We start from the raw sequence: 23,291 nt of genomic DNA, 5'->3' as shown, positions 1-23,291 counted from the left end.
GGATTTTTACGATGATTCACTGCTGCCTTTGGTGTTCATTAACAAGGGCGAAGGTATTGCCATACTGTTGGGTAGAAATAAGGGTTCCAACCTGATGATGGCTGAAGGGAGAGGAACATATAGCCATTCGATTGTACGACTTCTTGGTAATCGTAGTGGGTGTATGGACTCCATTCTGGCATATATGCACAATAATCGTCAGGTTGTGGTATCGGTGGAGTAGGTAGCGGCGGTGTCGGTTTACTGTTTCCTCCAATGAGTAAACTGACATCAGAAAAATCAGACTTACTTACGACCAATACATGATAGCTATTGGCTGGATGATCTAAGAATAAGCAACTTTCGTAGGTGTCAGAATTTTGAGAGGAACAGTCGTAATCTGTCGGTGTTGGTTGGCGATTCGTGGCAATGAATATATCAATATCTCCCTGACCTCCGTAAGTATCAATACTAACGTAACCATTGGATGGCGGATTATTCAGTCTAAAGCGTGGTTTGTCACCGTAAACTCCTTTTATTACGGTTGGCTGATTTAATACTAACGTGGCTTCATTCGAGGGCGTTGGCGTTTCTGGATTGGGTCTCGGTGGCTGTGGATTAGGCGTTGAGCTTTCACAGTGTTGTACCGTTATTCCTACTTGTTGAAAGGCCGTAGTTATCGACTGCGTTTCATAACCAAGTTGTGTTGCAGCCTGACAAATCCCTTCAGCCCCTTGTTGGAAGGTTGAACGTGGTTGCCAAAATAGTTTATTCGCCGTTGCATAAACTAAGAATGCTTTTTTGATATTCCAATCTGGGCTAGTTGCAAGAAGATAAAAAGCGTGGTTAAAAATCCCCGAACTATGGTGAACATCAATGCCATTATAATATTGGCTAACATGTTGAATGGACGCACCATCTTGTGATGGTTTGATGAAAAAACGCATCGCTTCAGAATGTTTCATTACGTGTTCCCCCATCTTCCAATTGAAAGAACCGTGAACAAAATAGCTCAATGCAGCGGCGGAGACATCGGAAAAGGATTCGTTCATACCTCCAGACATACCACGGTACTCTAAATTAGAATTTTGTTCGGTAAATCCATGGCTAACTTCATGGGCTATGACATCCCAAGTAGCTAGTGGATACATGTAAGACCCTCCATCGCCAAAGGTCATCTGTTTCCCATCCCAAAATGCATTACCATAGTTATTACCATAATGAACGCGCATCGTTAGCTTTTGACGGATCGGCCGAGTGTTTAACCACTCGTCATACATATCAAAGACTTGTTGACCAAAATATTGTGCATCGTTCATCGGAGCATAGGCGCCATTGGCTGAACGAGCGGTATTCTCAGGACAAGTGAATTGATGTATGCGTCCGCTCCAGGTACTGCTATTCATATCAAGAGTCACGACGTTTTTGCTGTCCATTTGACAGGCATCATTAACTTCAAATCCACCAAATTTACTATTGTCATTGAAATAATAGCGTCCACTTTTTTGGTTACCACCAACCCCTTCAGCTTGTTTAAAAGTAATGCCCTCCCAACGATCGAGAATGCGACCATCTTTGGCATCTATTATCGTGATTGGACGGGATGGGGATTTATCTTTAACGGTTAAATAAGAAACGTGGTATATAAGTTGTGCCATTTTTTGACTATTAATTATAATCATTAATTCGGCGGATTCTGCGTCAGTATGGACAGATGTTGTTGTTCTTTTTATGCTGGATTTATTTGCTGCTTTCGCAATGTTAATAGCTTGATTTTGATTGATGAGAGGTAAGGTAGATCCCATATCATTCTCTATATCTTGGACAACATTGCCAGTGATGGCTTGAGCAACGCCATAGTGATCTTTTAATGACACGACAGATTGACCATAGATGGGAATACCGAGATATCGTTGTTGATGACGAACCCACTTTTTTCCTTGTTGTTCAATATGAGTTTGTTCTATGAAACTATATTGGTTAGGGGGGCCAGCAGTATTTGTTGTACTTAATGGATTAAGAAGCTCTGTTATATTGACGTCTTGAACATCAAGAATGGTAGCACTCTGTACAGGAAAGACGAGGGGTGTTAGTCCTAGCAAGACGAAATATTGTTTATTCATTTATTTATATCTCTTTGTTATGTTTTTTATCTATTTTATTTGCGATGTGTATTTTTTGTTTTTTAAATATACTTTCAAAGTTTATAAAGTTAAATTTATGATCTTTATTCAATAAAAAATAAATTTATAACCGTATTATTATATTAATCATTTAAATATAACCGTTTTATTGATGATAGTATCATTTGTGAGTTGGTTTGTTTTTGTATGAGATTAATAACTTAGATATTAGATCATGGTTTATTTATATAGAAAACTAAGTTTATTATGAATGGTTATTTTAAATATAAAGGTGGTAGTGTTAATTTGTTGATTGTATTTGTAGTGGTTTTTGTATGTTTGGTTATATATATTTTTCTCATGTGTATTTTATCCACCATTTATTTCTATTTTATTAACCGTGTTTAATATGGATTTACTAGTGGATAATCACATTTTTAATATAAATAGTCTCTTTCACTGTTTGCAACTGGATCTTAATTTAATCGCAAGAAATAAAACCGCCATAAATCTTCCACTAAACTGTCATAAACCCCCTTTAGGCTACATCTGATTAATAAACGCACTTATAAAAATAACGATTTCAAAAGGGAAGTATGATGAGCAATTTTGTAGAGAAAGAATCAGATTTTAGCAACATGGTGAATGCACGTTTATCTCGTCGAGGTTTTTTAATGGGAACCGCGGCGGCAGGGGCAGGCGCTTTTTTAGCGTTAAATCCAGTAGCGAAAGCCATCGCTGGCAGTATGGATAGCTCATTATTAAATTTTGAGGCAATTGCCACTTCTACCAGTGATTCTATTATTCTTCCTAAAGGGTATAGCTCAAGTACCTTAATGTCGTGGGGCGACCCTATTTTTGCAAATGCTCCCCAATTTAATCCTAATGGCAAACAAGATTCAAAAGCGCAAGCCCTGCAATTTGGTGATAACACCGATGGTATGAGTGTGTTTCCATTATCTAATGATCGCGCGATTCTTGCCGTAAATAATGAATACACCAATTACGAATTTCTGTTTGAGCATCAAGGCAAAGCAATGACAGCTGACGATGTATTAAAAGCACAAGCCGCGGTAGGGATTACCATTGTTGAAATAGCTAAGAAAAATGGTCAATGGGTGATGGACCCAACAGGTAAGGCAAACCGTCGTATTACTGCAAATACTGAAATGAAGATGACAGGCCCTGCTGCGGGTCATGATTTATTGAAAACCAAAGCAGACCCAACAGGACAAAAAATATTGGGTACATTTAATAACTGTGCAAATGGTGAAACACCATGGGGCACTTATTTAACCTGTGAAGAAAATTTTAATGACTTCTTTGGCTCAGAGCAAAACGCAGCGTTAACCGCCGATGATAAACGTTATGGAATTAAAGCCGAGCAGAGTGATTACCAATGGCATAATTTTGATGAGCGTTTTGATGTTTCTAAAAACCCAAATGAACCAAATCGCTTTGGTTGGGTGGTTGAAATTGACCCGAATGACCCAACATCAACGCCATTAAAACGTACTGCATTGGGGCGATTTAAACATGAAAACGCCGCCTTAGTTGTGAACGATGATGGTCGTGTGGTTGTGTATCTTGGGGATGATGAACGTGGTGAGCATCTGTATAAGTTTGTATCCAAAGGTAAGTATCAAGAAGGCAATAATTCAGCTAACCGAGACTTACTCGAAGATGGCACTCTGTACGTTGCTAAGTTTGTAATGAAAGACGATAAATTGGAAGGCGATGGCCAGTGGCTAGAACTCACTTATGGTAAGAATGGATTAACCAAAGAAAATGGTTTTAATAGCCAAGCTGAAGTAATGATTTTTGCTCGTCGTGCAGCTACACAAGTGGGGGCAACCACAATGGATAGGCCTGAATGGGTTGCGGTTCATCCTGATAAAAAACACGTTTTCTGTACATTAACTAATAATAAATATCGTGGCGTAAGAGAAGGCCAAGAGGTTGATGGTGTTAACCCTCGTGCAGAAAATCATTATGGTCAGATAGTGCGTTGGGAGCCAACACAGGGTAATCACGTCAGTGATACGTTTCAATGGGATTTATATCTAATTGCTGGTAATCCAACTGTTCATAAAGGCAATTTGTACGCAGGTAGTGACAACATCAATAAAGAAAATATGTTTAATAGCCCTGATGGTATTGGTTTTGATAAAGCGGGGCGCTTATGGATCCAAACCGATGGTAACTACTCAAATAAAGGCGATTTTGCAGGTCAGGGTAATAACCAAATGCTGTGTGGCGATCCTAAAACAGGAGAAGTGCGTCGTTTCTTAACTGGACCGGTTGGCTGTGAAATTACCGGACTCACTTTTTCTGAAGATCAAAAAACCATGTTTGTTGGTGTGCAACATCCATCTGGACATTTTCCTCAAGGGGGAGATAGCAAACCACGATCAACTATTGTGATGGTGACTAAAGATAACGGTGCTGTGATCGGCAGTTAGGACCGCTATATTTAGATACAAAAAAAGTGGCTTCATTACGAGGCCACTTTAATTGGATGTGTTGGATTGATAGTTATTAAGTGTCTACTTCTTTTCTTCTTCTACAGTCCAATGGATAACGACTTCTTTTTTACCCCATTGTCTTGCTTTCTCAACATCTTCACCCATGTAAATATCAATCTTCTTTTTCCAGCGTTTATTCATTTTATCTAGTACTAGATATGTGCCATCAAGTCCTTCGATTGTTACTTCTTGGTTGTGAGTAAGGCCCATATCGATAAGGTCTCTCGATACCGCAATTGATTTCATGCCTGGTTTTAATGTATCGCCCCAAGCAGCAAGATTGGGTGTGTCATCGGTTTCACCAACACTTGATGTGTATGCGCTTGCGGTTACTTTTAGAGATTGTTCGCCTTCTGCGCAGCCAAAAAGTGACGTCATAGTGAGTGCTGCTAGAAGATAAAAGCGAATTTTCATAATTGTTTTCCTTTGAATTGAAGGGGTTAATAGAGAATAAATGTATCCGTACATAATACCTTTTTCTTTGGTTGGTGCTTTGCTAAATATTGAGACAACGCATGATTCAATGAATAAAATGAAGTGTATAGGTCGATAACTAGGCTAATGCCCTTTCAATTGCATCAATTGCCATTCTTACACTAATCGGAACTTGGCCATGAAAGGGATGAAGCGCATAGACATTAGATGTTTTCATTTCAAAAGTAGGTAATACTTCTTTTAACTCATCTTGATGTTGCAAATAGATAAACTCAGGAAGAAGCCCAATCCCAAACCCATTTTTTATTAAAGATAAACTATTTTGAACTGTGTTGACTTGATGCGCTGCGATAAAGTTTATAACGCGGGCATTTTTTGTGGTCGTATTTACTAGCTGATGCGAAATTTGTTTTGATTGCCAGTGGTTTGCAACATAAGGCAAGGCCTCAATGTTATCACTAGTAAATTCAGGATAGTTTTTGGCAATGCACAATATGTCTTGTATGGTTCCAATGCGCTTTTGCTTTAGGCTACTTAATTTTGATTCACCAACACGGATGGCCAAATCAATATCTTCTTGCATTAGGTCGAGTTGACCATCATGTGCTATTAGATTTAATTTCACATCTTTGTGGACGCTAAACACGCTACTTAAGGCCGGAATAATAATGTCATTCATTAAGGCGTGAGGGGCGGTTACTGTCAGTTTTCCTTGTGGAAATTCTTTTTGATGCAAAATATCACTCCAGGCTTTTTCAGCCAATTGGTGCATTTCGCAACACTGTAAATAAAAGCGCTCACCTGATGCCGTAAGACTCTGTTTTCGGGTCGTTCGTTTTAATAAAGGTAAACCTAAGTCCGCTTCTAATTGTTTGATATGTTGGCTTATGACTGATTTTGATAGGTCAAGTTTATCAGCGGCTTTAGTGATGGAACCTGATTCAACCACGGTCATAAATAGGGTCATTTGTTTTAGTTTTTGCATGCTATCTCTACTTATTTGAATGGTATTATTTAGTTTGATTGTTCTTTTAAATTAAACAGTGTTTTCTTATTCGTCTGTTTTTCACTATTAATAATGCACGTATAGTTCATTTCATACAAACATTAGGAGAAAACAATCATGGCTCAAGAACAAATTTTAGCAGCATGCAAAGCGGGAATTTCAGCATGGCAACAGGCTTTTAATTCTCAAGATGCAGCAGGTTGTGCAGCACAATACGCTGAAGGTACGGTTATGGAGGCGCGCCCATTTGGAACGTTTACTGGTCGTGAAGAGATCCAAGCATTTTGGCAAAACATCATGGACCAAGGCTTTTCTGATGTGGATTATACCGATGTTAAATGGGAGGAAATTGGAGGCAATGGTTATTTACTAACAGCGAGTTGGACGATGAATAAAGCGTTTGGTGTAGTACATAACGAGCATTGGACGATTCAAGAAGATGGTAAGGCTCGTTTAATTGCGGATGATTTTGAAGTGCAAGGCGAGCGCTAGAGAACACTTTCTAAACGATGGGGTTGAGTAATTTGTCATTATAAATCACACTTAAAAATCACCTCGTCGTTTGGAGTCATGGATGGTTAATATACTGAGCTTATTTACCTTAGCTGCGTTGTGGGGTGGTTCATTTTTATTTGTCAGAATTGCAGCCAACCCTCTTGGCCCTGCTGTTTTGATTGAAACTAGAGTTGCTTTTGCGGCATTAACCTTATTAGTCGTGTCATTCTTTCTCAAAAAATCACTGAAATTTATATCAAATATTAAGCATTTCCTCACCTTAGGTCTGTTTAACTCCGCGTTGCCTTTCTTGTTATTTGCTTATTCCGCACAAGTATTAAATGTGTCTACGTTAGCTATTCTTAATTCTACGGCGCCGATCTGGGGAGCGATTATTGGTGCAGTTTGGACTCGAACTTGGCTAACCAAAGAAGTCGTATTTGGTTTGGTATTAGGTATGATTGGAGTTAGCGTTCTTGTTGGCTGGGAAGCCATTAATATCGGTGATGAAGCGATTATTCCAATGATTGCAGCCTTGATGGGGGCATTTAGCTACGGTATCGCGACTAATTACGCGAAAAATGCCCCAAGTGTTGAACCCTTTAATAATGCGCACGGCAGTATGTGGGCTTCTGTAATTTTGGTGCTACCGTTGGTTCCTTTTATACCAGTAAGAGAAACAATTAGCTCAGATATTATGTTGTCAGTGTTTGCACTTGGTGCGGTCTGCACCGGTCTTGCGTATTTATTGTATTTCCGATTAATAAATGAATTAGGTGCATCTTCAGCGCTTTCTGTTACTTTTCTTATTCCTGCGTTTGGTATTTTGTGGGGTTATTTATTCTTAGGGGAAACCGTTGGAATTAATGCGATCATAGGTACTATTTTAGTTGTGACAGGAACTATGTTTGTAACGGGCTTTTATAGGAAGTTACTGCCTAGCAAGCTGATGTAATAATGGCTTCCATTAATATTCTACTTTTCATAGACATATTAATGGAACCTAAAGAACCGATAATGGAAATTGTATTGATTGACTCGTAAATATAGACTGGCCACTTGTTTGATTTAGAGGATATTGATCACTGTGTTAATTACGCCGCCTTAAACGCTCCATCCCCCCTATAGCTATCATTGCTAACTAAGCACTGTACTCACCAGAGTATTCGGCTTAACTCTTTGCGCTTGTTAATTCTTTGCCGTACTTTCGGCTACTTTTCCGCGCTAAAACTCATACCATTGCCATTAATTAAATAGTCTATTTATTACGCAGGCAAACCACTTAAGAGCAAGGTAAAAATTCTGATAAGTAGTTATTCTACTTAAATAATTTTTAACGAAGCTATTATGTGATTTAACCAGTAATAATGATCAGAGAATTACTGGAATTGGTATTATCAAAGAAGCACTTATTTACACCCCAGATCTCTTTCTGGTACGTATTGCCGTGCATAAATTGAGAATTCAATGTTTAAAAATTTCAAAATTGATTGGATGTCTAATATCCGTGGTGACCTGCTTGCGGGCATCGTTGTTGCTCTTGCTTTAATTCCTGAAGCTATCGCATTTTCTATTATCGCTGGTGTTGACCCTAAAGTTGGGTTGTACGCTTCTTTCAGCATCTCGGTTGTTATTGCTTTTACTGGAGGTCGTTCAGGAATGATCTCTGCCGCGACGGGTGCAATGGCACTATTGATGGTCACGTTAGTTAAAGAACACGGGCTAGAATACCTACTTGCCGTTACTGTACTTACTGGAATATTGCAGATCTTAGCGGGTTATTTAAAACTGGGCAGCTTGATGCGTTTTGTTTCTCGCTCAGTGGTCACAGGTTTTGTTAATGCGCTAGCGATACTTATTTTTATGGCGCAACTACCTGAACTCACGAATGTAACTTGGCATGTTTACGCCATGACAGCCGCCGGTTTAGGGATTATCTATCTGTTCCCATACCTACCGGTTATCGGTAAATTAATTCCTTCGCCTTTAGTCTGTATTATCGTATTAACTGTCATTTCGATGTCATTTAATATTGATATTCGTACCGTGGGAGACATGGGGAACTTACCTGATACTTTACCAATTTTCTTATGGCCAGATGTGCCTTTAAACTTAGATACGCTATTAATTATCTTGCCGTATTCTATTGGTTTGGCTGTGGTGGGTTTATTAGAATCCATGATGACAGCAACGATTGTTGATGACTTAACCGATACCAGCAGCGATAAAAACCGCGAGTGTAAAGGCCAAGGGCTTGCCAATATCTTTACGGGTTTTCTTGGTGGTATGGCAGGTTGTGCGATGATCGGACAATCAATGATTAATATAAAATCGGGCGGCCGTGGACGTTTATCAACGTTATCTGCTGGCGTGTTTTTGTTAATTATGGTGGTTTTTCTTGGTCCGTGGTTAAAACAAATCCCAATGGCAGCCTTAGTTGCTGTGATGATAATGGTATCTATCGGTACTTTTTCATGGAGTTCAATTACTGATTTAAGAAAGCACCCAATATCAACCAATATTGTTATGTTAGCCACGGTGATTATTGTGGTAATGACGCATAATTTAGCTATTGGTGTTCTGGTCGGTGTCTTGCTTGCGTCATTATTCTTTGCCAATAAAATCAGCCGTATGATGGTGATAAAGAATAATTCGGATGAAAATACATCGCGTGAATATACTGTAATAGGGCAAGTATTCTTCGCGTCATCGGATAAATTTATTGCTTCCTTTGATTTTAAAGAAGTGATCGAGAGCGTGACAATTGATTTATCGTCTGCGCATTTCTGGGATGTCACCTCTGTGTCAGCCTTGGATAAAGTGGTGGTCAAGTTTCGTAGAGAGGGGACACAAGTAGAGCTTATTGGTATGAATCAAGCAACCCAAACTATTGTTGATAAATTTGGTGTACATGACAAACCAGAAGAAGTTGAAAAACTATTGGCCGGACATTAAGGATTAGAAAATGAAAAATATAATAGCTTGTATTGATGGATCTCCGATGACGCTTGCAACGTGTGAAGCGAGTGCATGGGTTGCCTCTAAGATTAATGCGCCGCTTATCTTATTGCACGCTCTTGATAAAACGACCAGACCTGTTGTGAGTGAGCTTTCAGGGCAAATAGGATTAGGCAGCCAAGAAGAGTTGCTTAATGAACTTGCGGAGCTAGACGAAGTGCGCAGTAAAGTTGCTCTAAAGCATGGAAAACAATTGCTGGAAGAAGCGGCTGAATGGATAATGAAAGAAGGCATTACTAATGTTGAGCAATTGCAACGTCATGGGAGCTTACTTGAAAGCCTGATTGATTTAGAAAATGAACTAAGAGTATTAGTTATTGGTAAATTAGGTGAAGAGCAGGGCAGTAATAAAACGATAGGTTCTCAACTTGAGAGTGTTATTCGTTCTATTAAATCTCATACACTAGTAGTTAATACCCCATTTTCTATTCCAACGTCTTATCTCATTGCTTTTGATGGCAGTCCAACGAGTGAAAAATTGATTGAAAAAGCAATCAATACGCCTCTGCTTTTGGGATTGGATTGTCATTTAGTGATGGTGGATGACTTTGCAGAAAAAAGTGCGGCTTTTGAGAAAGCGGCCATTAAATTAAAAAATGCAGGACTTAGTGTGCATGAAGACATACTGTCAGGTTCTGTTGATGATGCTTTGCTGAAGTACCAGAAAGATCACCAGATAGGCATGATGGTAATGGGGGCTTATGGACATTCAACGCTAAGACAGTTTTTTTTAGGCAGTAACACAACCAAGGTATTAATAAAAAGTGAAGTGCCTCTGCTGTTAATACGTTAATTATTGATATTTAAGTAGAAGATTAGAAATGGATGAAACGCCTAAAGTTAACTGCTTTAGGCGTTTTTTATGGCTGAAGTTTAGGTAACAACATTGTCCCTGTTGGTTATGATTGTTGACGAAGCCACTGCTTGGTTACTTCGTCAATCGCTTTTCCTTCTCGGCAAACTTGATAATCGAGTGCGGCGATAATTTCATTAGAGAATTTAAGAGCATCTAATGTTTCAAGCTGTTCTGGAGTGAAGTTAATCGATTTGTCTTGTCGAAGTAATAAGACGGCACGATCAACTATCCCCAATAATCCTTCAGGTTCGGAAATTTCACGGATATTGTATTTATGGTGTAGAAATTGCGGTTTCCATAATGGAACAATAACCCACTCTTTATTCTCGACAGCTTGTTCAAATGCATCAAAGCAATCTTCTTCACTTCCGGTATAAAAGCGGTAACCTGCGTTGTTTAAACCGTATATTTCCATCATTTTGATTGAAAATCGGGTGATTCCGGCCCCTGGGTTAATGCCTTGAATTGTATTATTCATGCGTGAAATTACTTCAGGCTTCAGTAAATCTTTTACTTCAGATACTGCACTTTCTGGAATGTAATCAGGAACCCCCCAAAGAGCGTATGGCTTATAATGTAGCCCTAATTCAAGCAATTCGACTTTTTCTTCTACATCCGATTTGTATATTCCGTGACTAGAGGGGAGCCAAGCTGAAGTCAGCATATCAATGTCGCCTGATTTTAATTTCTCAAAATTTTCTTGGTGTGGGGAGTAAATTCGCTCCACCTCAAATCCCATATCAACTAATACATGAGTAATTATCGATGCGGTTAACTGATGAAAAGAGAGATTAGTAACTCCTAAGATTATCTTATTTTTCATAAATCTATTATCCAATACGTAGTAAAAATGAACTGAGTTGAAACCTGATGTTGTGTTATTTCCAAGTGTTAACTAATTAGAGAACCACCATCAATATCGATAATAGAACCTGTCATATATGGATTCGTCATCGCCATTACATAAGCCATTGCAATATCTGAGGCATCACCCAACTTACCTACGGGTAAGTTTCTCTTTGCACTTTCATACATAGATTCACGAGAAAGAGGATTCATGTGTTGATACGCTGTCGTGGTTGTTAGACCTGGGCTTATAGCATTAACGCGAATAGGAGCTAACTCTTTAGCAAGAACTTTAGTTACGGCTTCTAAAGCAGCATTCATGGCAGATTTCACGTAAGTATTCGCCACGACTTTACGCGACAACATACCAGTTGTTAATGTAATAGAACCATTAGGTTTTAGGTATCTAGCAGCATGTTTAGCGGCATGGATTGACCCCCAGAATTTAGCATCGAAAGCGGTTTTTGCTTCTTCAATCGACACATCGGTCACTTTTCCTGATGGTGCGTACGATCCGGCTGTAACGACAAGGTGATCAATCGGTCCAATAGATTCCAAGTAATGATGAACGGCTTTTTCATCACTGATGTCTAATCCTGTTTTTCGACTTGCAACATGAACAATACTATTTGCACTATTAAGATGTTTTGTAACGGCTTCACCGATACCAGATGTACCACCAATAATGACGTAAATAGATTTTTCTTGGTTCATAATTTGTCCCTTTTTATTATTTCGTAATGTGTTTATTCTGAAATCAAATCGTATTTATTTAGAATAAGATCTGATAGAAAATACAGGCAGAAAGTATCAGTGAAATTTCTAGTATAAATAACGTTTTCCAATCAAAAATTTCAATATCGTTAGTTGAAAAGTTAAAAGAAAGATCATTAATAACACACTGATTTAAATTTAATTTTCTGTATTTTTTACTTAATACAGTCATGGCTTGTTCCTTTGATTAAAGGCCCTGAATTGGGCCCGTAACGATATGAACTAATTGAACTTAGTCGCTAATTTATTTTGTGATTTTTCGTTGCTATTTGCTTTAGCAATGAATAACAAACCTATTATTGGAATAATGATGGCAGCAAAAGGGATCATGCTTGCACCTAATTGACTATCAAGCACCATACCGCCAAGGAAGCCGCCAAATGCATTGGCTAAGTTAAACGCTGATATATTTGCAGTTGCTGCCAGTTCTTGACCTTCACCACCATGGTTCATTACACGAAGTTGCATAGCAGGTACGTTTGCAAATGAAGCAATACCAAAGATAAAAGCAGTAATGATGAATAGAATTTTGTTGTCTACAACTAGGCCAACCGCGACTAATGAGATAATCATTGCAACTGCCCAAAACATAGAGGCTTTGTTTAGATCTTTATCAGAAGAGCGCCCCCCAAGGATATTACCGATAATAAGGCCCAGACCAACAATGACTAGAATCCATGTAACCGCTGTTTCTCCATAACCTGTTGTGTGCATAGCGATAGGTGCAAGGTAACCATATAACGTCATAAAACCAGACCATGACAACGCTGTGATGGCTAAGCTAATTAATAACATTGGGTTTTTGAATGCAGTAAGCTGAGTTTTGATATCTTTTGCTTCGCCATGTCCTGTTGATTTAATTGAGGTTAGAATTGAAATCATTGCAATGGCACCAAATGCAGCAACGGTAAAGAAAGTGGTGTGCCATCCAAATTGTAAGCTGACCCACGTACCTGCGGGAACACCAAGAACATTGGCAAGCGTTAATCCTGCAAACATCTGTCCTACTGCACGACCTGCCATTTTCTCTGAGACTAAGTTAGTGGCTACTACAGCCCCAATCCCATAAAACGGACCTTGCACAAGACCAGAAATAACACGGCTAATTAGCAATAAATGATAATTAGGTGCTAATGCAGATAATATATTTCCGATGATGAACAGTGCCATCAATCCGATTAGGACGGCCTTCTTATTAAAACGAGCTAAATAAATGGTTAAGATAGGGCCGCCAATAACAATGGCTAATGCGTAAGCACTGATTAAATAACCTGCTTGTCCTTCTGTAATGGACAGTGATGTTGCGATTTGAGGAAGGATGCCTGCAATAACAAATTCCGCAGTACCAATTGCGAATGCAGCTAATGTGAGTATCCAGACTTGGAATGGCATTTTTTCTTTATTCATGATGATGACCTTTACTTGTTCTTTGTTATTACTTAATGACGATGATTATATCTGTTCATTTATTTTTGATAATTGAGTAAAGTTCGAAATGATTATTCGTAAAATCCGAATGATTGTGGTGTGGTGATAGATAAATTTTTGAATATAGAGGTGTTTTAAAGGGGAGCTAAATGAGAGTAAACCGGATTAATATTGGGAATGTGAAGAGAGTGCTATATTTGGTTAGGTTAAAATGGGGTCAAAAACACTGAGTGATTGTGTCACTCAGTGTTTTGAAATATTACATCATCACAAGACTTGCAGTACCTAAGAAGGCGAAGAAGCCGACAACATCAGTTACTGTCGTTAGAATAACTGAGCCTGCTAGTGCAGGATCTAACTTAAATTTATCTAAAGTGATGGGGATCAGTACGCCAAATAATGCTGCGGTGATGATATTAACGATAATAGCCAGTGAAATGGTTGCGCCTAATGCGAATGATTGGAACCATGCCCCCGCGATACCACCGATGATTAGTGACCATAACAACCCGTTAATTGACCCAATACCTAATTCATTCTTTAGCAATGCAAAACGGTTACCAGGGGTGATTTGATTAAGAGCCATTGCACGAACCATCAAGGTTAATGTTTGGCTGCCTGCAATACCACCCATAGAAGCCACAATTGGCATCAATACAGCAAGCGCAACTACTTGAGTAATTACATCTTCAAATAACCCAATAGTGACGGAGGCTAAAATAGCGGTAAGTAAATTAATGCCTAGCCAAACTCCACGTTTTTTAGAGCTTTTAAGTACGGGAGAGAAGAGATCATCGCCTTCATCCATACCGGTACCAGCCATTAAACGGCTCTCGTAAATTTCACGTTGGGTATTAATGGCAAATTGCCAATCAAGTTGACCAATTAAGATATTTTCGTCATCAACGATCGCAACGCTAGGAACCGCAGAATGCTCAATCGCTTCAATACTTTCATTTAATGGTTGATGAACATTCAGAACCAAACAATCTTCTAATTTAAGCGTGTTAATTTTGACAGAGTCATCGGCAGTTAAAATATCTGTATATTGCACAATACCGTGAAATTTATGGACACGGTTGATAAGGTGCATGTATTGGTGTGATTCGAATAAATTGGTTTTTAACAGTTTTTTAGCGCGTCCTACGCTGACGTTAAAAGGTAGGGTTGCAATTTTACGGTCAGCCCAGTGACCTACCTCATCATCTTCATACTGCTTTGCATCGTCATATAAATCTAACTCATCGCGGCTAATAAGTTGTAAAGCAAGACTGAATATTTCATCTGGTAGGGATTCAGCCCATTCAATTAACGATAAGTTATCCAGTTTAGCGAGTGTGAAATTTAATTCAGCTTCAGATAATTCTTCAAGAATTGCGACACGAGCATCCGCACGCATTTCAGTTAATACGTCTATATGCATTTCTAATGGCAAGCGTCGCCATAATTGTACACGTTGATCAACTGGGAAAGCTTCTAAGATACGAGCAAATGAACCGTTATCTAAGCCATTTTCAACGTATTCACCGAGAAGCTTAAACTGCTCTTCTTGTTCGACGTTAAAAAGCGTCTCAATTTGAAAGGATAGATCTTGATGTTCGTTCAATCTTTTACTCCATAAATCAATGATATTTTGAAATGCTAAGTGAGCTTTAGGAAGTTGTTCTTTAAAAGGAAGATAACTTATCTACAAGCTAAAGAGAATAGGAAAGTGCACTGTGAGGTTGAAATGTTAACCGAGAACTTATTGTTAAATCATCATATTTACCCTTTAAGAATATCGCCTTTATTAATGATTTAAGTTGTTTAATTATTATAATTTATCTTTTATTGTTTTTCTCCATGATTTAATTGTTAAGAATTAATTATTATTAAGTATCAATTGTTTCTCTTACTTATAGAATGCGCGATTGTTTTTTTGGGAATGTTTGTTATGTATAAAATAGTAATTCTTTTTTTCTTTATATCACCTTTTGTAAATGCTAATACTGATTTTAAAGAATTGAGTAAGGATATTTATATTGGAGGAAAGGTTGGTTCAACGCTGTATAATAATTCTTGTAATAAAGAATCATTAGAGTGCAATGATTTTCGGCCATCATTTGGAGGGTTCTTAGGGTATAAAATTAACGATATTTTTTCGATTGAAGGAGGTTATAGTGATTTAGGAAAAGTTAAAGCTGACTATATACCTATCTCTGGATATCAAGGCGTTGCAAAGTATTCTGCTGAAATTCAGGGGTATGAGTTAGGCATAAAATCTGATTATCACCTTTCTCACCAATCAGTATTGTTTTCAAAAGTTGGTGGCTATTATTGGGATGTTGAGAAAAAAGGAGATGAAATAGGATTTAAAGTAAATGAAAAAGATAGTGGCACATCTTTAATGCTAGGATTAGGTTATGAATATCTTTGGTCGAAAAAGTTATCTACACGAATTGAATATCAATGGGTAAATAATGTTGGGGGTAAAAATACCGGTGGCAGTAATGTTAATTTAATTACTGTTGGTATTGGTTATAGGTTTTTTGGTAATGATAGTGTGAAACCTAAGTCTCCTTTAGTTATTGAGAAGAAGGCATTTAAAGAATTAAATGCCAATCATCCTGATGAAATGACAGTTTATTTTAATTCTGATTCTTACACTCTTAGTAATCATGAAGTAAATAAAATTCATTCATTATTAGAGTACCTCAATAGTAATGAGGATGTGAATATATACATTCACGGTTATACAGATAATACACATACAGAAAAATATAATTATGAATTATCTAAAAAAAGAGCAAAATCTGTTTCAGATTATATGCTTAAGCTAGGAATCGGTGAGAACAGATTTGAATTATCAGCCTTTGGATTTACTAACCCTGTAATGTCAAATGATACAGAAAATGGTCGAAAAGCTAACCGACGTGTTGAAATATATTTAATTCAGGAGTAATAATGAAAAACTTTATTATATTGGCATTAGCATGCTCTTTATTTGCTTGTAATAGTGAAAATTCAGGCTTACCTACTCAAGTTGGTGGTAATTATCAACCGGAATCTTTTAATTTTCATGAGATATTATCGGTAGATGGCAATGTAAAAACATATTTTTTTGAGTGGGAAGATAGTAGTAATGCATCTTATTATACATTATGTGAGAAGAATAATAATTATAAAGATAATTGCAATATTATTCAGGATAACTTAAATGGTCTATCTACTCAATATGAATTGAGTACTCTTTTGACGCCTAAATTTTTAGATAAAGAGTTTTTTATTATAGCCAGAAATGGTAATAATATAAAATTAAGCAATGTGAGAAGTGTTAATCAAGATGAATATTTAAAGTCAATAGGCGTAGTTAAAAGCTCAAATGCTAAAGATAATGACTATTTTGGGAGGTCAGTTTCATTTAGTGAGGATGGTAATACATTATCAATTGGTGCATTTGGAGTCGATGGTTTAAAAGGCAAAGTATATATATATCAAAAGAAAGATAATTTATGGGAACAAAGGGTCGAGTTATCGCCAGATGATTTAGAGGCTGGGGATCGCTTTGGTATTTCAAATGCAATTAGTAAAGATGGAAAAACGTTAGTTGTTGGGGCAGATCATCATAATTACAATCCACTTTCAGAAGTTGGTAAGCCGGGTAAAGCCTACGTATACCACAATGTTGCTGATAGTTGGGTTTTCGATAGAATATTAACTCGGGGAGTAAATGACGACTCCTTTGGATTGTACATTTCAATCTCAGATAATGGTTCAACGATTGCAATAGCATCACCTGGTGAAAACAATGATATTGGTAATGTTTATCTCTATACTAATGACGGTGGAGTATGGTCAGACAAGAGTTTAGCTCCATCACATACCGATCCTTATGGACCAAATAGATTTGGAAGTTCTGTATCTTTAAGTAGCAATGGAAATGTTGTTGCTATTGGTGCTGTTGGTGAATCATTAGACTCAAGTCATACTAATTTAGGTGGCGTTTATATTTTTAAAAAACAGATGGGAAATTGGGAAGAAAAAACTCGATTAGAGCTACCGTCTACTATTTCGGGGCAACAATATCATTTCGGATATTCGGTCTCATTAGATAATACAGGAGCAACCTTAGCTATTGGGTCACCAGAAGAAGGTTCATTAGGTGCCGTTTATATATTTAAAGAATCTAATGACTCTTGGTCACAAGTAGAGAAAGTTCAGCATCCTAGTTTGCAGAATGGGGATCAATTCGGATATAGAGTTAAATTAAGTGGTGATGCTAATAGTTTAATTATAGGGGCATTTACAGATAATTCTGGAGATATATTTTTAGATGATAATCTAGTTGAAAATAGTGGTGCTGTTTATTTTTATAAAAAAGAGAATGATTTTTGGTTTTTTGATTCTTATATAAAATCACCTAAAAATCAAGAGGATGGTCATTTTGGTCTTGGACTTGATATTAGTGATGATGGTTCTCAGATGTTTATTGGAGCGAGAAGAGAATCTAATGGGCAAGGAAAAGTATATTTATATTAATGAAGAATACCCTCGCACTTTAGGTTAATGGTTCTTATATTTATTCCTTTTTTAGCGACCTAAATTGTTATTAATAGGCACTTCAGTATAATTTTTATTGCAAGTGCCATATATGATTGAGGGTTAAATTACTATTATTATTCTTATAGACATGTATAAGGAAGTGTTCTTTATTTTGATATAAGTAGAATATTTAATAATGAGGTCATCATTATAATGAAATTTAAGGTAATTTTTATCGTTGTCATTAACTTTAACTAGCCCAATAACCTTAAATACTAAGCCTATATGTTTTATTACATATGGGCTTTTTTACTTTATATGTATCGCGGTAGTCGTACCTATTAGACTGCTTGCTGTAATTCTATTGATATTTAGACGCGATATTTTTCATTTAAGTTTAATGTAAATGCTATGTAATAATTAATAATAATTATCTTGGTTTTATTAACATGGAAGTTACAATGTTGTATTGCGCACATTGTTGACGATTTATTATGAGCTGAATGAGCGAGCACTGTGGAATTAGACTTATATCTTGATGAAAGATAAAAACCATTAATATACAGGTAATAATGAATGTTAAAAGTAACCCCTCTATTATTTTGTCTTTTGATTTTTTCTTCAACAGAAGTATTAGCTAAAGAAAATAAAGACTTGCTAACAAGCTCAAGAGAATCCTCAGTTAATTCGCATTTTTATCTTGGAATAAGAAGCGGTTGGAGCTCTGTAAATGGCGCTTGTAGTGATAGCGTTATTGATTGTGATGATAATACTGTCGGTTACGGTATCTATAGCGGGTATCAATTGACGTCTTAGTTTGCGCTAGAGGGAGGGATTACCGATTACGGTAAGCCTGGTGCTCATTATTCTAACGATCAGGTAAGTAGTGATATTAAAGGTACTGAATTATCGGTCGTATTTAGGCAACCTTTTGCAGAGAGTTGGTCTGCATATACGCGTCTCGGTGTTTCATATCAGAATATAGAAAAAAACTCAGAATGGGCAGGTAATCAAAATGAGGGGGATTTAAATACTCTTGCGGCCCTTGGTTTGAGCTATAGCTTTTCGAAACAATGGTCATTACGAGGAGAGTATCAGTTCATTGATGGTATTGGTGGTTCCAATATTCAGCAAGCCGATTTGCATTTTACTTCTTTAGGGCTGACTTATCACTTTGGGGGAGTTATCACAAAAACAATTACGATAGCTCCTGCTGTATCTATTGACGGTGAGGCTTTGTTTGTAGAGATGACCCCCTTGAAAGTAGTGACTGAAAATATCTTATTTAATCATGACTCAAGTACTGTAAATACGAAAATAAAACTTGATGACATAGTGAAGCAATTAACTGAAATCAATGAAGAAGAAGTAAATATTGTAGGTCATACCGATAACATTGGTTCAACAGTTTATAACCAAGCATTATCAGAGCGTCGAGCACAATTTGTTGCGAATTACTTACAACAGTCAGGGATATCTACCTCTAAACTTACCGTATCGGGAAAGGGAGAAAGTGAGCCAGTTTCTGATAATGGGTCGATGAGTGGTCGAGCAGAGAATCGACGAGTGATGCTACGTATTACGGCTCCGTTTCATAATAAAAAGGAAACAAAATGATGAAAAAACATATTCTGTGCTTATGGGCTTTTGTTTCGTTGATGCTTGTTGGTTGTAATAACGGTGACGCTGATTTACTAGGTAAACCACCAACTAGTGTTACTGAAGCAAAATTATATGAGATAAATATAAGCCCAGACTCTAGTGAGTTTTACGTTCCTACACAATATGTTGCAATAGGTAAATATGATGATGGCTCAGAGGTTGATATTAGTACTAAGGTACAGTGGTCGACAGTCACTGCCGGTATCGTTACTATAGATGAAACAGGGTTAGCATCCCCTTTATCTGTAGGTCATACTCAGATAACTGCTTTTTTTAATGGAATAACCAGTGATGAAGCCTCACTTAATATCATATCTTCGATGGTATGTGGGCATCAAGTAAGTCAACCTATTGGTAAAAATATTGGAGGTGGTATCGATGATAAAGATGGCTTCAATGTGGTCACTGGAGCTTGCTTAAAAGTTAGAGAAATAATAGACCCAACAGATGGAAATACAAAGTGGTTTACAAGCACTCCTTCTTTAGCTCTAATGGGGGACTTGGGTTACTCTTCAGATCCTACGTCTGATAATTCAGGAGATACTTACAGCTCTAGTGCAATCAATGAATCATGGGAATTTGGTTTGGTTCCTGGTAACAACCCGGCCTCAGCATTCATCACATTTTCAATGGATGGCGAGGGTATGTATGGGCAGCTTGGACGATGGTGTAAAAAACTGTCGGTGATAAATTTTTCAGGTAAATCAAACTGGCGTATTGCAACAAGTGAAGAATTAGTTTCATTATATGAATATGAAAATCCAAATAGAGAAAATAAATTATTCAATGAATTTGGTTGGCCTGTTAGGTACCCCTATTGGTCTTCAACATTTGGTACATTGCAAGGTAGCAATGTAATAAATGTACTCAGTGACCCTGATGCAAATCCTTTTCATTTACTACCACCTGATGTTTCTAGTGATTTTTATGCTTCATGCGTATCTATAAACACGGGTCATTAAAGTGATATTTAATGCCCTTCAATATTTTTAAGGACTTATTGGGCTTTATACAGCGTATAAACCTATTGACAGATATTCTGCATCTTGGAATTATTTAAATTCAAGATGCCATTTTTATTAATATTATAAATTTATATCATTAAAGACATAAATTTCACAAGGATGTTTTATCTTAACTACAGGTAGAATATGAACTTAATAAACAATGCGTCTTTAGATAAAAAAATATTTCAGCAATTACAAACAAAAGGAATGACAATGAGTGAGGCTATTCAGCTTGTCATGTGTGAAATATATTATTTGAGTTACAAAGACAGAGCTGTAATGAGGCGTGCAATTAGTTTTTTAGGGGAAGATAAAAAAGACACAATAGTCTTAAATATTCAAATGAATAAAAGAAATAATTATCTCAATGAGTTAGAAGGCAATAAAGTAGAGCATGAAAGAATTACTCATGATTTTTTATTTTAAAATAAGGTTAAGATAGGCTTGAAAAATATAATAACGTATTGATTCCTCTATTATTATATTTAGTTTCCTATGAAAAAGAAAACCGAGTAATCAATAATTTAACAGATTACTCGGCAGTTTTTTATTAAAACATCTAAACGCTCTTTGTCACCATCTGAGGTTTAATGTCGGTAATTTGATTGATTAGATCTGATTTTTCGCTTTTCTCTTGCCACACTAAATATAACTCTTGTTCCATGATGGGAGCATCATCAACAACATAGAGTTCGTTATTTTCAACATTTTGATTAATCACTGGTGCAGGTAAGTAACCAACACTTGGGTGAGTCATTAAATAATCTAATGCCATGCGAGAAGAGTGACTGTGCAAAATAGGCGTTCTTTGTAATTCGCTGATTTTACTGTGTTGGATAGCAAAACGAGCCCCCCAGTCTAAATAAACTAGAGGCAATGTTTGAATGCTTTTCATTGTGCAATGTTCGATTTGAGAAACGAGTTGCAGTTGATAATCTCGAATTTTAAAAACACGGATCCCATCAATTTTTGGTGGTTCACTGGTAATAAACAGATCGACACTTTTATCTAATAAGGACTTAGCGAGATCTTGTCGAGGAATAGATTCTAATCGTAATGCTAATCCTGGAACCGTGTCGTAAATACCGTTTATCCAATCAGAGATACCATCAAACTCCCAAATTAATGCACTTGCCCCAATGGTGATTTGTGAATTGTATTCTTCTGTTAGGGCGACATCTTGTTTTGCTCGTCCCCATGTTTGCAAAATCGCTTCAGCATAAGGTAATAATCGTTCACCAGCCGCGGTAAGTTGCACATTGTGACGTTGACGAGTAAACAGCGGATTTCCTAATTGCGATTCTAATTGACGAACGCGGAAACTCACGGCCGATTGGGTGAGAAATAAATGCTCTGCAGCACGCCCAAAATGACGCGTTTTTGTAACTTCTAGGAAGGTTTTAAGCAGATCAGTATCCAATATTTTCATCTCTTTGATGGTGGTATTGCCAACAATAAAATATTTTAATTGAAAGCGCTAATATTTTTTGTTGTACAACGGACTCACTCTGAATTACATATACCTTTTTTGTGGTCACGAAGAAGCATCAATGCGAACTCTTACTAAATTTTACGATGACAAAAACTTCAAAAGAGGTTTTAGTCGCAGTGGTTTCACAATCCGCGAAGCGTTGATTTTAGAAACCTACGGTCGAACAATGCAATCATTATTAAATGGAATAATGATGCCAGAATCAGAGGCTGAACAAAGATTTGTTGAGCAAATACAGCATCAGCCTGCTGCGATTTCAGAATTTGCTCAGTGTTGGTTAAAGTATCAAAACAAGATTAACTTTAAACCTAAGTACTATACGTTGTGTGGTACTCAACGTTCATCAGATGACAGCTCTGATGATCACAGCGATTCATCATCAGATGATCTTGATTAGGTGATCTACCTCTAATATTAAATAAAAAGCCGGATAATGATTATCCGGCTTTTTTATTGAATTTATTTTTTACCTACTTTAAGTAAGGCACTAACTCTTTTGCCATAAATTCAGCAATCCAAGGTTGAGCTTCTGGCTTTGGATGCAAGCCATCTTTCATTATCCATTCTGGTTTTACGATCACTTCTTCTAAGAAAAAAGGCAGTAAAGGGATGTCATGCTTTTCACTTAATTTTGGATAAAGTGAACCAAATGCTTGGCTGTAACGTTTTCCATAATTAGGTGGTACTTGAATTTGCATTAGCAAAGGTTGAGCGTTAGCTATTTTAATCTGAGCAAACATTTTTTCTAAATTGGCGTTAATTTTTTGTGGTGGAAAGCCACGTAATCCATCATTTGCACCTAACTCAATTAATACATAACTTGGTTTGTGCTGAGACAGTAAGGTTGGCAGGCGATTTAGCCCATTACCTGTTGTATCCCCAGAAATACTGCCATTAATTACCTCAGTTACTTTACCTAGCTTCTCTAGTTGTAGAGGCAGCAGTGAAGGCCAACTTTGCTCTATTGGCATGTTGTAACCGGCACTTAAACTATCACCAAGGATCAATAAGGTTTGGCTGTAAGCATTTTTTATTATGAATAACTGGCTGCTAAGAACCACAATAATAAGAGTAAGTAATTTACGCATGTTCAACCTTATAAAATAAGTAATACCGATAGAATA

20 protein-coding genes and 1 pseudogene are annotated in these 23,291 nt (G+C 37.1%); 12 read left to right on the top strand and 9 right to left on the bottom strand.

Going from position 1 to position 23,291, the window contains the following annotated elements; genetic code table 11:
• Nucleotides 1-38 precede the first annotated feature (38 nt).
• On the bottom strand, nucleotides 39-2,102 hold the full coding sequence (locus BTO23_RS17945) for a M4 family metallopeptidase (protein WP_105064217.1): 2,064 nt from the start codon (nucleotides 2,100-2,102) through the stop codon (nucleotides 39-41).
• A 599-nt stretch (nucleotides 2,103-2,701) separates the two neighbouring features.
• Between BTO23_RS17945 and BTO23_RS17940 the strand changes: the two genes are divergently transcribed.
• A complete protein-coding gene (locus BTO23_RS17940) occupies nucleotides 2,702-4,564 on the top strand; it encodes a PhoX family protein (protein ID WP_105064216.1) in 1,863 nt (620 codons plus the stop codon).
• A gap of 84 nt (nucleotides 4,565-4,648) precedes the next feature.
• Here BTO23_RS17940 and BTO23_RS17935 read toward each other — a convergent pair whose 3' ends face one another.
• Together BTO23_RS17935 and BTO23_RS17930 are read right to left on the bottom strand one after the other, a co-directional pair.
• Complete coding sequence (locus BTO23_RS17935) at nucleotides 4,649-5,041, bottom strand: 3D domain-containing protein (RefSeq protein WP_105064215.1); 393 nt, start codon at nucleotides 5,039-5,041, stop codon at nucleotides 4,649-4,651.
• 139 nt (nucleotides 5,042-5,180) lie between these two features.
• On the bottom strand, nucleotides 5,181-6,047 hold the full coding sequence (locus tag BTO23_RS17930; RefSeq protein ID WP_105064214.1) for a LysR family transcriptional regulator: 867 nt from the start codon (nucleotides 6,045-6,047) through the stop codon (nucleotides 5,181-5,183).
• Between the two features lie 138 nt (nucleotides 6,048-6,185).
• Between BTO23_RS17930 and BTO23_RS17925 the strand changes: the two genes are divergently transcribed.
• The 4 genes from BTO23_RS17925 (at nucleotide 6,186) to BTO23_RS17910 (ending at nucleotide 10,374) form a co-directional block, all read left to right on the top strand.
• Complete coding sequence (locus BTO23_RS17925) at nucleotides 6,186-6,560, top strand: YybH family protein (RefSeq protein ID WP_105064213.1); 375 nt, start codon at nucleotides 6,186-6,188, stop codon at nucleotides 6,558-6,560.
• Nucleotides 6,561-6,642: 82 nt separating this feature from the next.
• Nucleotides 6,643-7,518 (top strand): DMT family transporter, encoded by an 876-nt coding sequence (locus BTO23_RS17920; RefSeq protein WP_105064212.1) that lies wholly within the window; start codon nucleotides 6,643-6,645, stop codon nucleotides 7,516-7,518.
• 512 nt (nucleotides 7,519-8,030) lie between these two features.
• Complete coding sequence (locus BTO23_RS17915; RefSeq protein ID WP_105064211.1) at nucleotides 8,031-9,518, top strand: SulP family inorganic anion transporter; 1,488 nt, start codon at nucleotides 8,031-8,033, stop codon at nucleotides 9,516-9,518.
• Between the two features lie 10 nt (nucleotides 9,519-9,528).
• Complete coding sequence (locus BTO23_RS17910) at nucleotides 9,529-10,374, top strand: universal stress protein (protein ID WP_105064210.1); 846 nt, start codon at nucleotides 9,529-9,531, stop codon at nucleotides 10,372-10,374.
• 106 nt (nucleotides 10,375-10,480) lie between these two features.
• On the opposite strand, the gene BTO23_RS17905 is transcribed toward BTO23_RS17910, so the two are convergent.
• The 4 genes from BTO23_RS17905 to BTO23_RS17890 all read right to left on the bottom strand — a co-directional run bounded on the left by BTO23_RS17905 (nucleotide 10,481) and on the right by BTO23_RS17890 (nucleotide 15,091).
• Nucleotides 10,481-11,260, bottom strand: coding sequence for a glycine betaine ABC transporter substrate-binding protein (locus BTO23_RS17905; protein WP_105064209.1), 780 nt, complete (start codon nucleotides 11,258-11,260; stop codon nucleotides 10,481-10,483).
• 68 nt (nucleotides 11,261-11,328) lie between these two features.
• Nucleotides 11,329-11,997, bottom strand: coding sequence for an SDR family oxidoreductase (locus BTO23_RS17900; RefSeq protein WP_105064208.1), 669 nt, complete (start codon nucleotides 11,995-11,997; stop codon nucleotides 11,329-11,331).
• Nucleotides 11,998-12,279: 282 nt separating this feature from the next.
• On the bottom strand, nucleotides 12,280-13,464 hold the full coding sequence (locus BTO23_RS17895) for an MFS transporter (RefSeq protein WP_061012403.1): 1,185 nt from the start codon (nucleotides 13,462-13,464) through the stop codon (nucleotides 12,280-12,282).
• 280 nt (nucleotides 13,465-13,744) lie between these two features.
• Nucleotides 13,745-15,091, bottom strand: a complete 1,347-nt coding sequence (locus BTO23_RS17890) for a magnesium transporter (protein WP_060993142.1) — start codon at nucleotides 15,089-15,091, stop codon at nucleotides 13,745-13,747.
• Between the two features lie 327 nt (nucleotides 15,092-15,418).
• Here BTO23_RS17890 and BTO23_RS17885 point away from each other — a divergent pair, with 327 nt between their 5' ends.
• The 6 genes and pseudogenes from BTO23_RS17885 (at nucleotide 15,419) to BTO23_RS17860 (ending at nucleotide 21,101) form a co-directional block, all read left to right on the top strand.
• Entirely contained in the window at nucleotides 15,419-16,426 is a 1,008-nt protein-coding gene (locus BTO23_RS17885; protein WP_170066767.1) for an OmpA family protein, read from the top strand.
• A 2-nt stretch (nucleotides 16,427-16,428) separates the two neighbouring features.
• Nucleotides 16,429-18,003: a hypothetical protein gene (locus tag BTO23_RS17880; protein WP_105064206.1), complete on the top strand. Its 1,575-nt coding sequence runs from the start codon at nucleotides 16,429-16,431 to the stop codon at nucleotides 18,001-18,003.
• Between the two features lie 579 nt (nucleotides 18,004-18,582).
• Nucleotides 18,583-19,173: pseudogene (locus BTO23_RS21525) on the top strand (outer membrane beta-barrel protein); the annotation flags it as partial.
• Between the two features lie 81 nt (nucleotides 19,174-19,254).
• Nucleotides 19,255-19,623 (top strand): OmpA family protein, encoded by a 369-nt coding sequence (locus tag BTO23_RS17870; RefSeq protein WP_245922149.1) that lies wholly within the window; start codon nucleotides 19,255-19,257, stop codon nucleotides 19,621-19,623.
• On the top strand, nucleotides 19,620-20,630 hold the full coding sequence (locus tag BTO23_RS17865) for a DUF1566 domain-containing protein (protein ID WP_105064203.1): 1,011 nt from the start codon (nucleotides 19,620-19,622) through the stop codon (nucleotides 20,628-20,630). Before BTO23_RS17870 ends, BTO23_RS17865 begins: the two co-directional genes overlap by 4 nt.
• A gap of 189 nt (nucleotides 20,631-20,819) precedes the next feature.
• The gene (locus tag BTO23_RS17860; RefSeq protein WP_061028964.1) at nucleotides 20,820-21,101 is read left to right on the top strand and encodes a hypothetical protein; all 282 of its coding nucleotides are present in this window, start codon (nucleotides 20,820-20,822) and stop codon (nucleotides 21,099-21,101) included.
• Between the two features lie 133 nt (nucleotides 21,102-21,234).
• Here the strand turns inward: BTO23_RS17860 and hdfR are convergent, their stop codons facing one another.
• Nucleotides 21,235-22,095: an HTH-type transcriptional regulator HdfR gene (hdfR, locus tag BTO23_RS17855; RefSeq protein ID WP_061004510.1), complete on the bottom strand. Its 861-nt coding sequence runs from the start codon at nucleotides 22,093-22,095 to the stop codon at nucleotides 21,235-21,237.
• Nucleotides 22,096-22,165: 70 nt separating this feature from the next.
• On the opposite strand from hdfR, the gene BTO23_RS17850 reads away from it, so the two are divergent.
• Complete coding sequence (locus BTO23_RS17850) at nucleotides 22,166-22,564, top strand: MaoP family protein (RefSeq protein WP_081091583.1); 399 nt, start codon at nucleotides 22,166-22,168, stop codon at nucleotides 22,562-22,564.
• A gap of 73 nt (nucleotides 22,565-22,637) precedes the next feature.
• Here the strand turns inward: BTO23_RS17850 and tesA are convergent, their stop codons facing one another.
• A complete protein-coding gene (gene tesA / locus BTO23_RS17845; RefSeq protein WP_061028967.1) occupies nucleotides 22,638-23,255 on the bottom strand; it encodes a multifunctional acyl-CoA thioesterase I/protease I/lysophospholipase L1 in 618 nt (205 codons plus the stop codon).
• Between the last annotated feature and the right edge of the window lie 36 nt (nucleotides 23,256-23,291).

Origin of the sequence: Aliivibrio sifiae (assembly GCF_002954715.1) — a bacterium.
Taxonomy (GTDB): Bacteria; Pseudomonadota; Gammaproteobacteria; order Enterobacterales; family Vibrionaceae; genus Aliivibrio; species Aliivibrio sifiae.
This window is presented reverse-complemented; position numbering and strand designations above follow the sequence as displayed.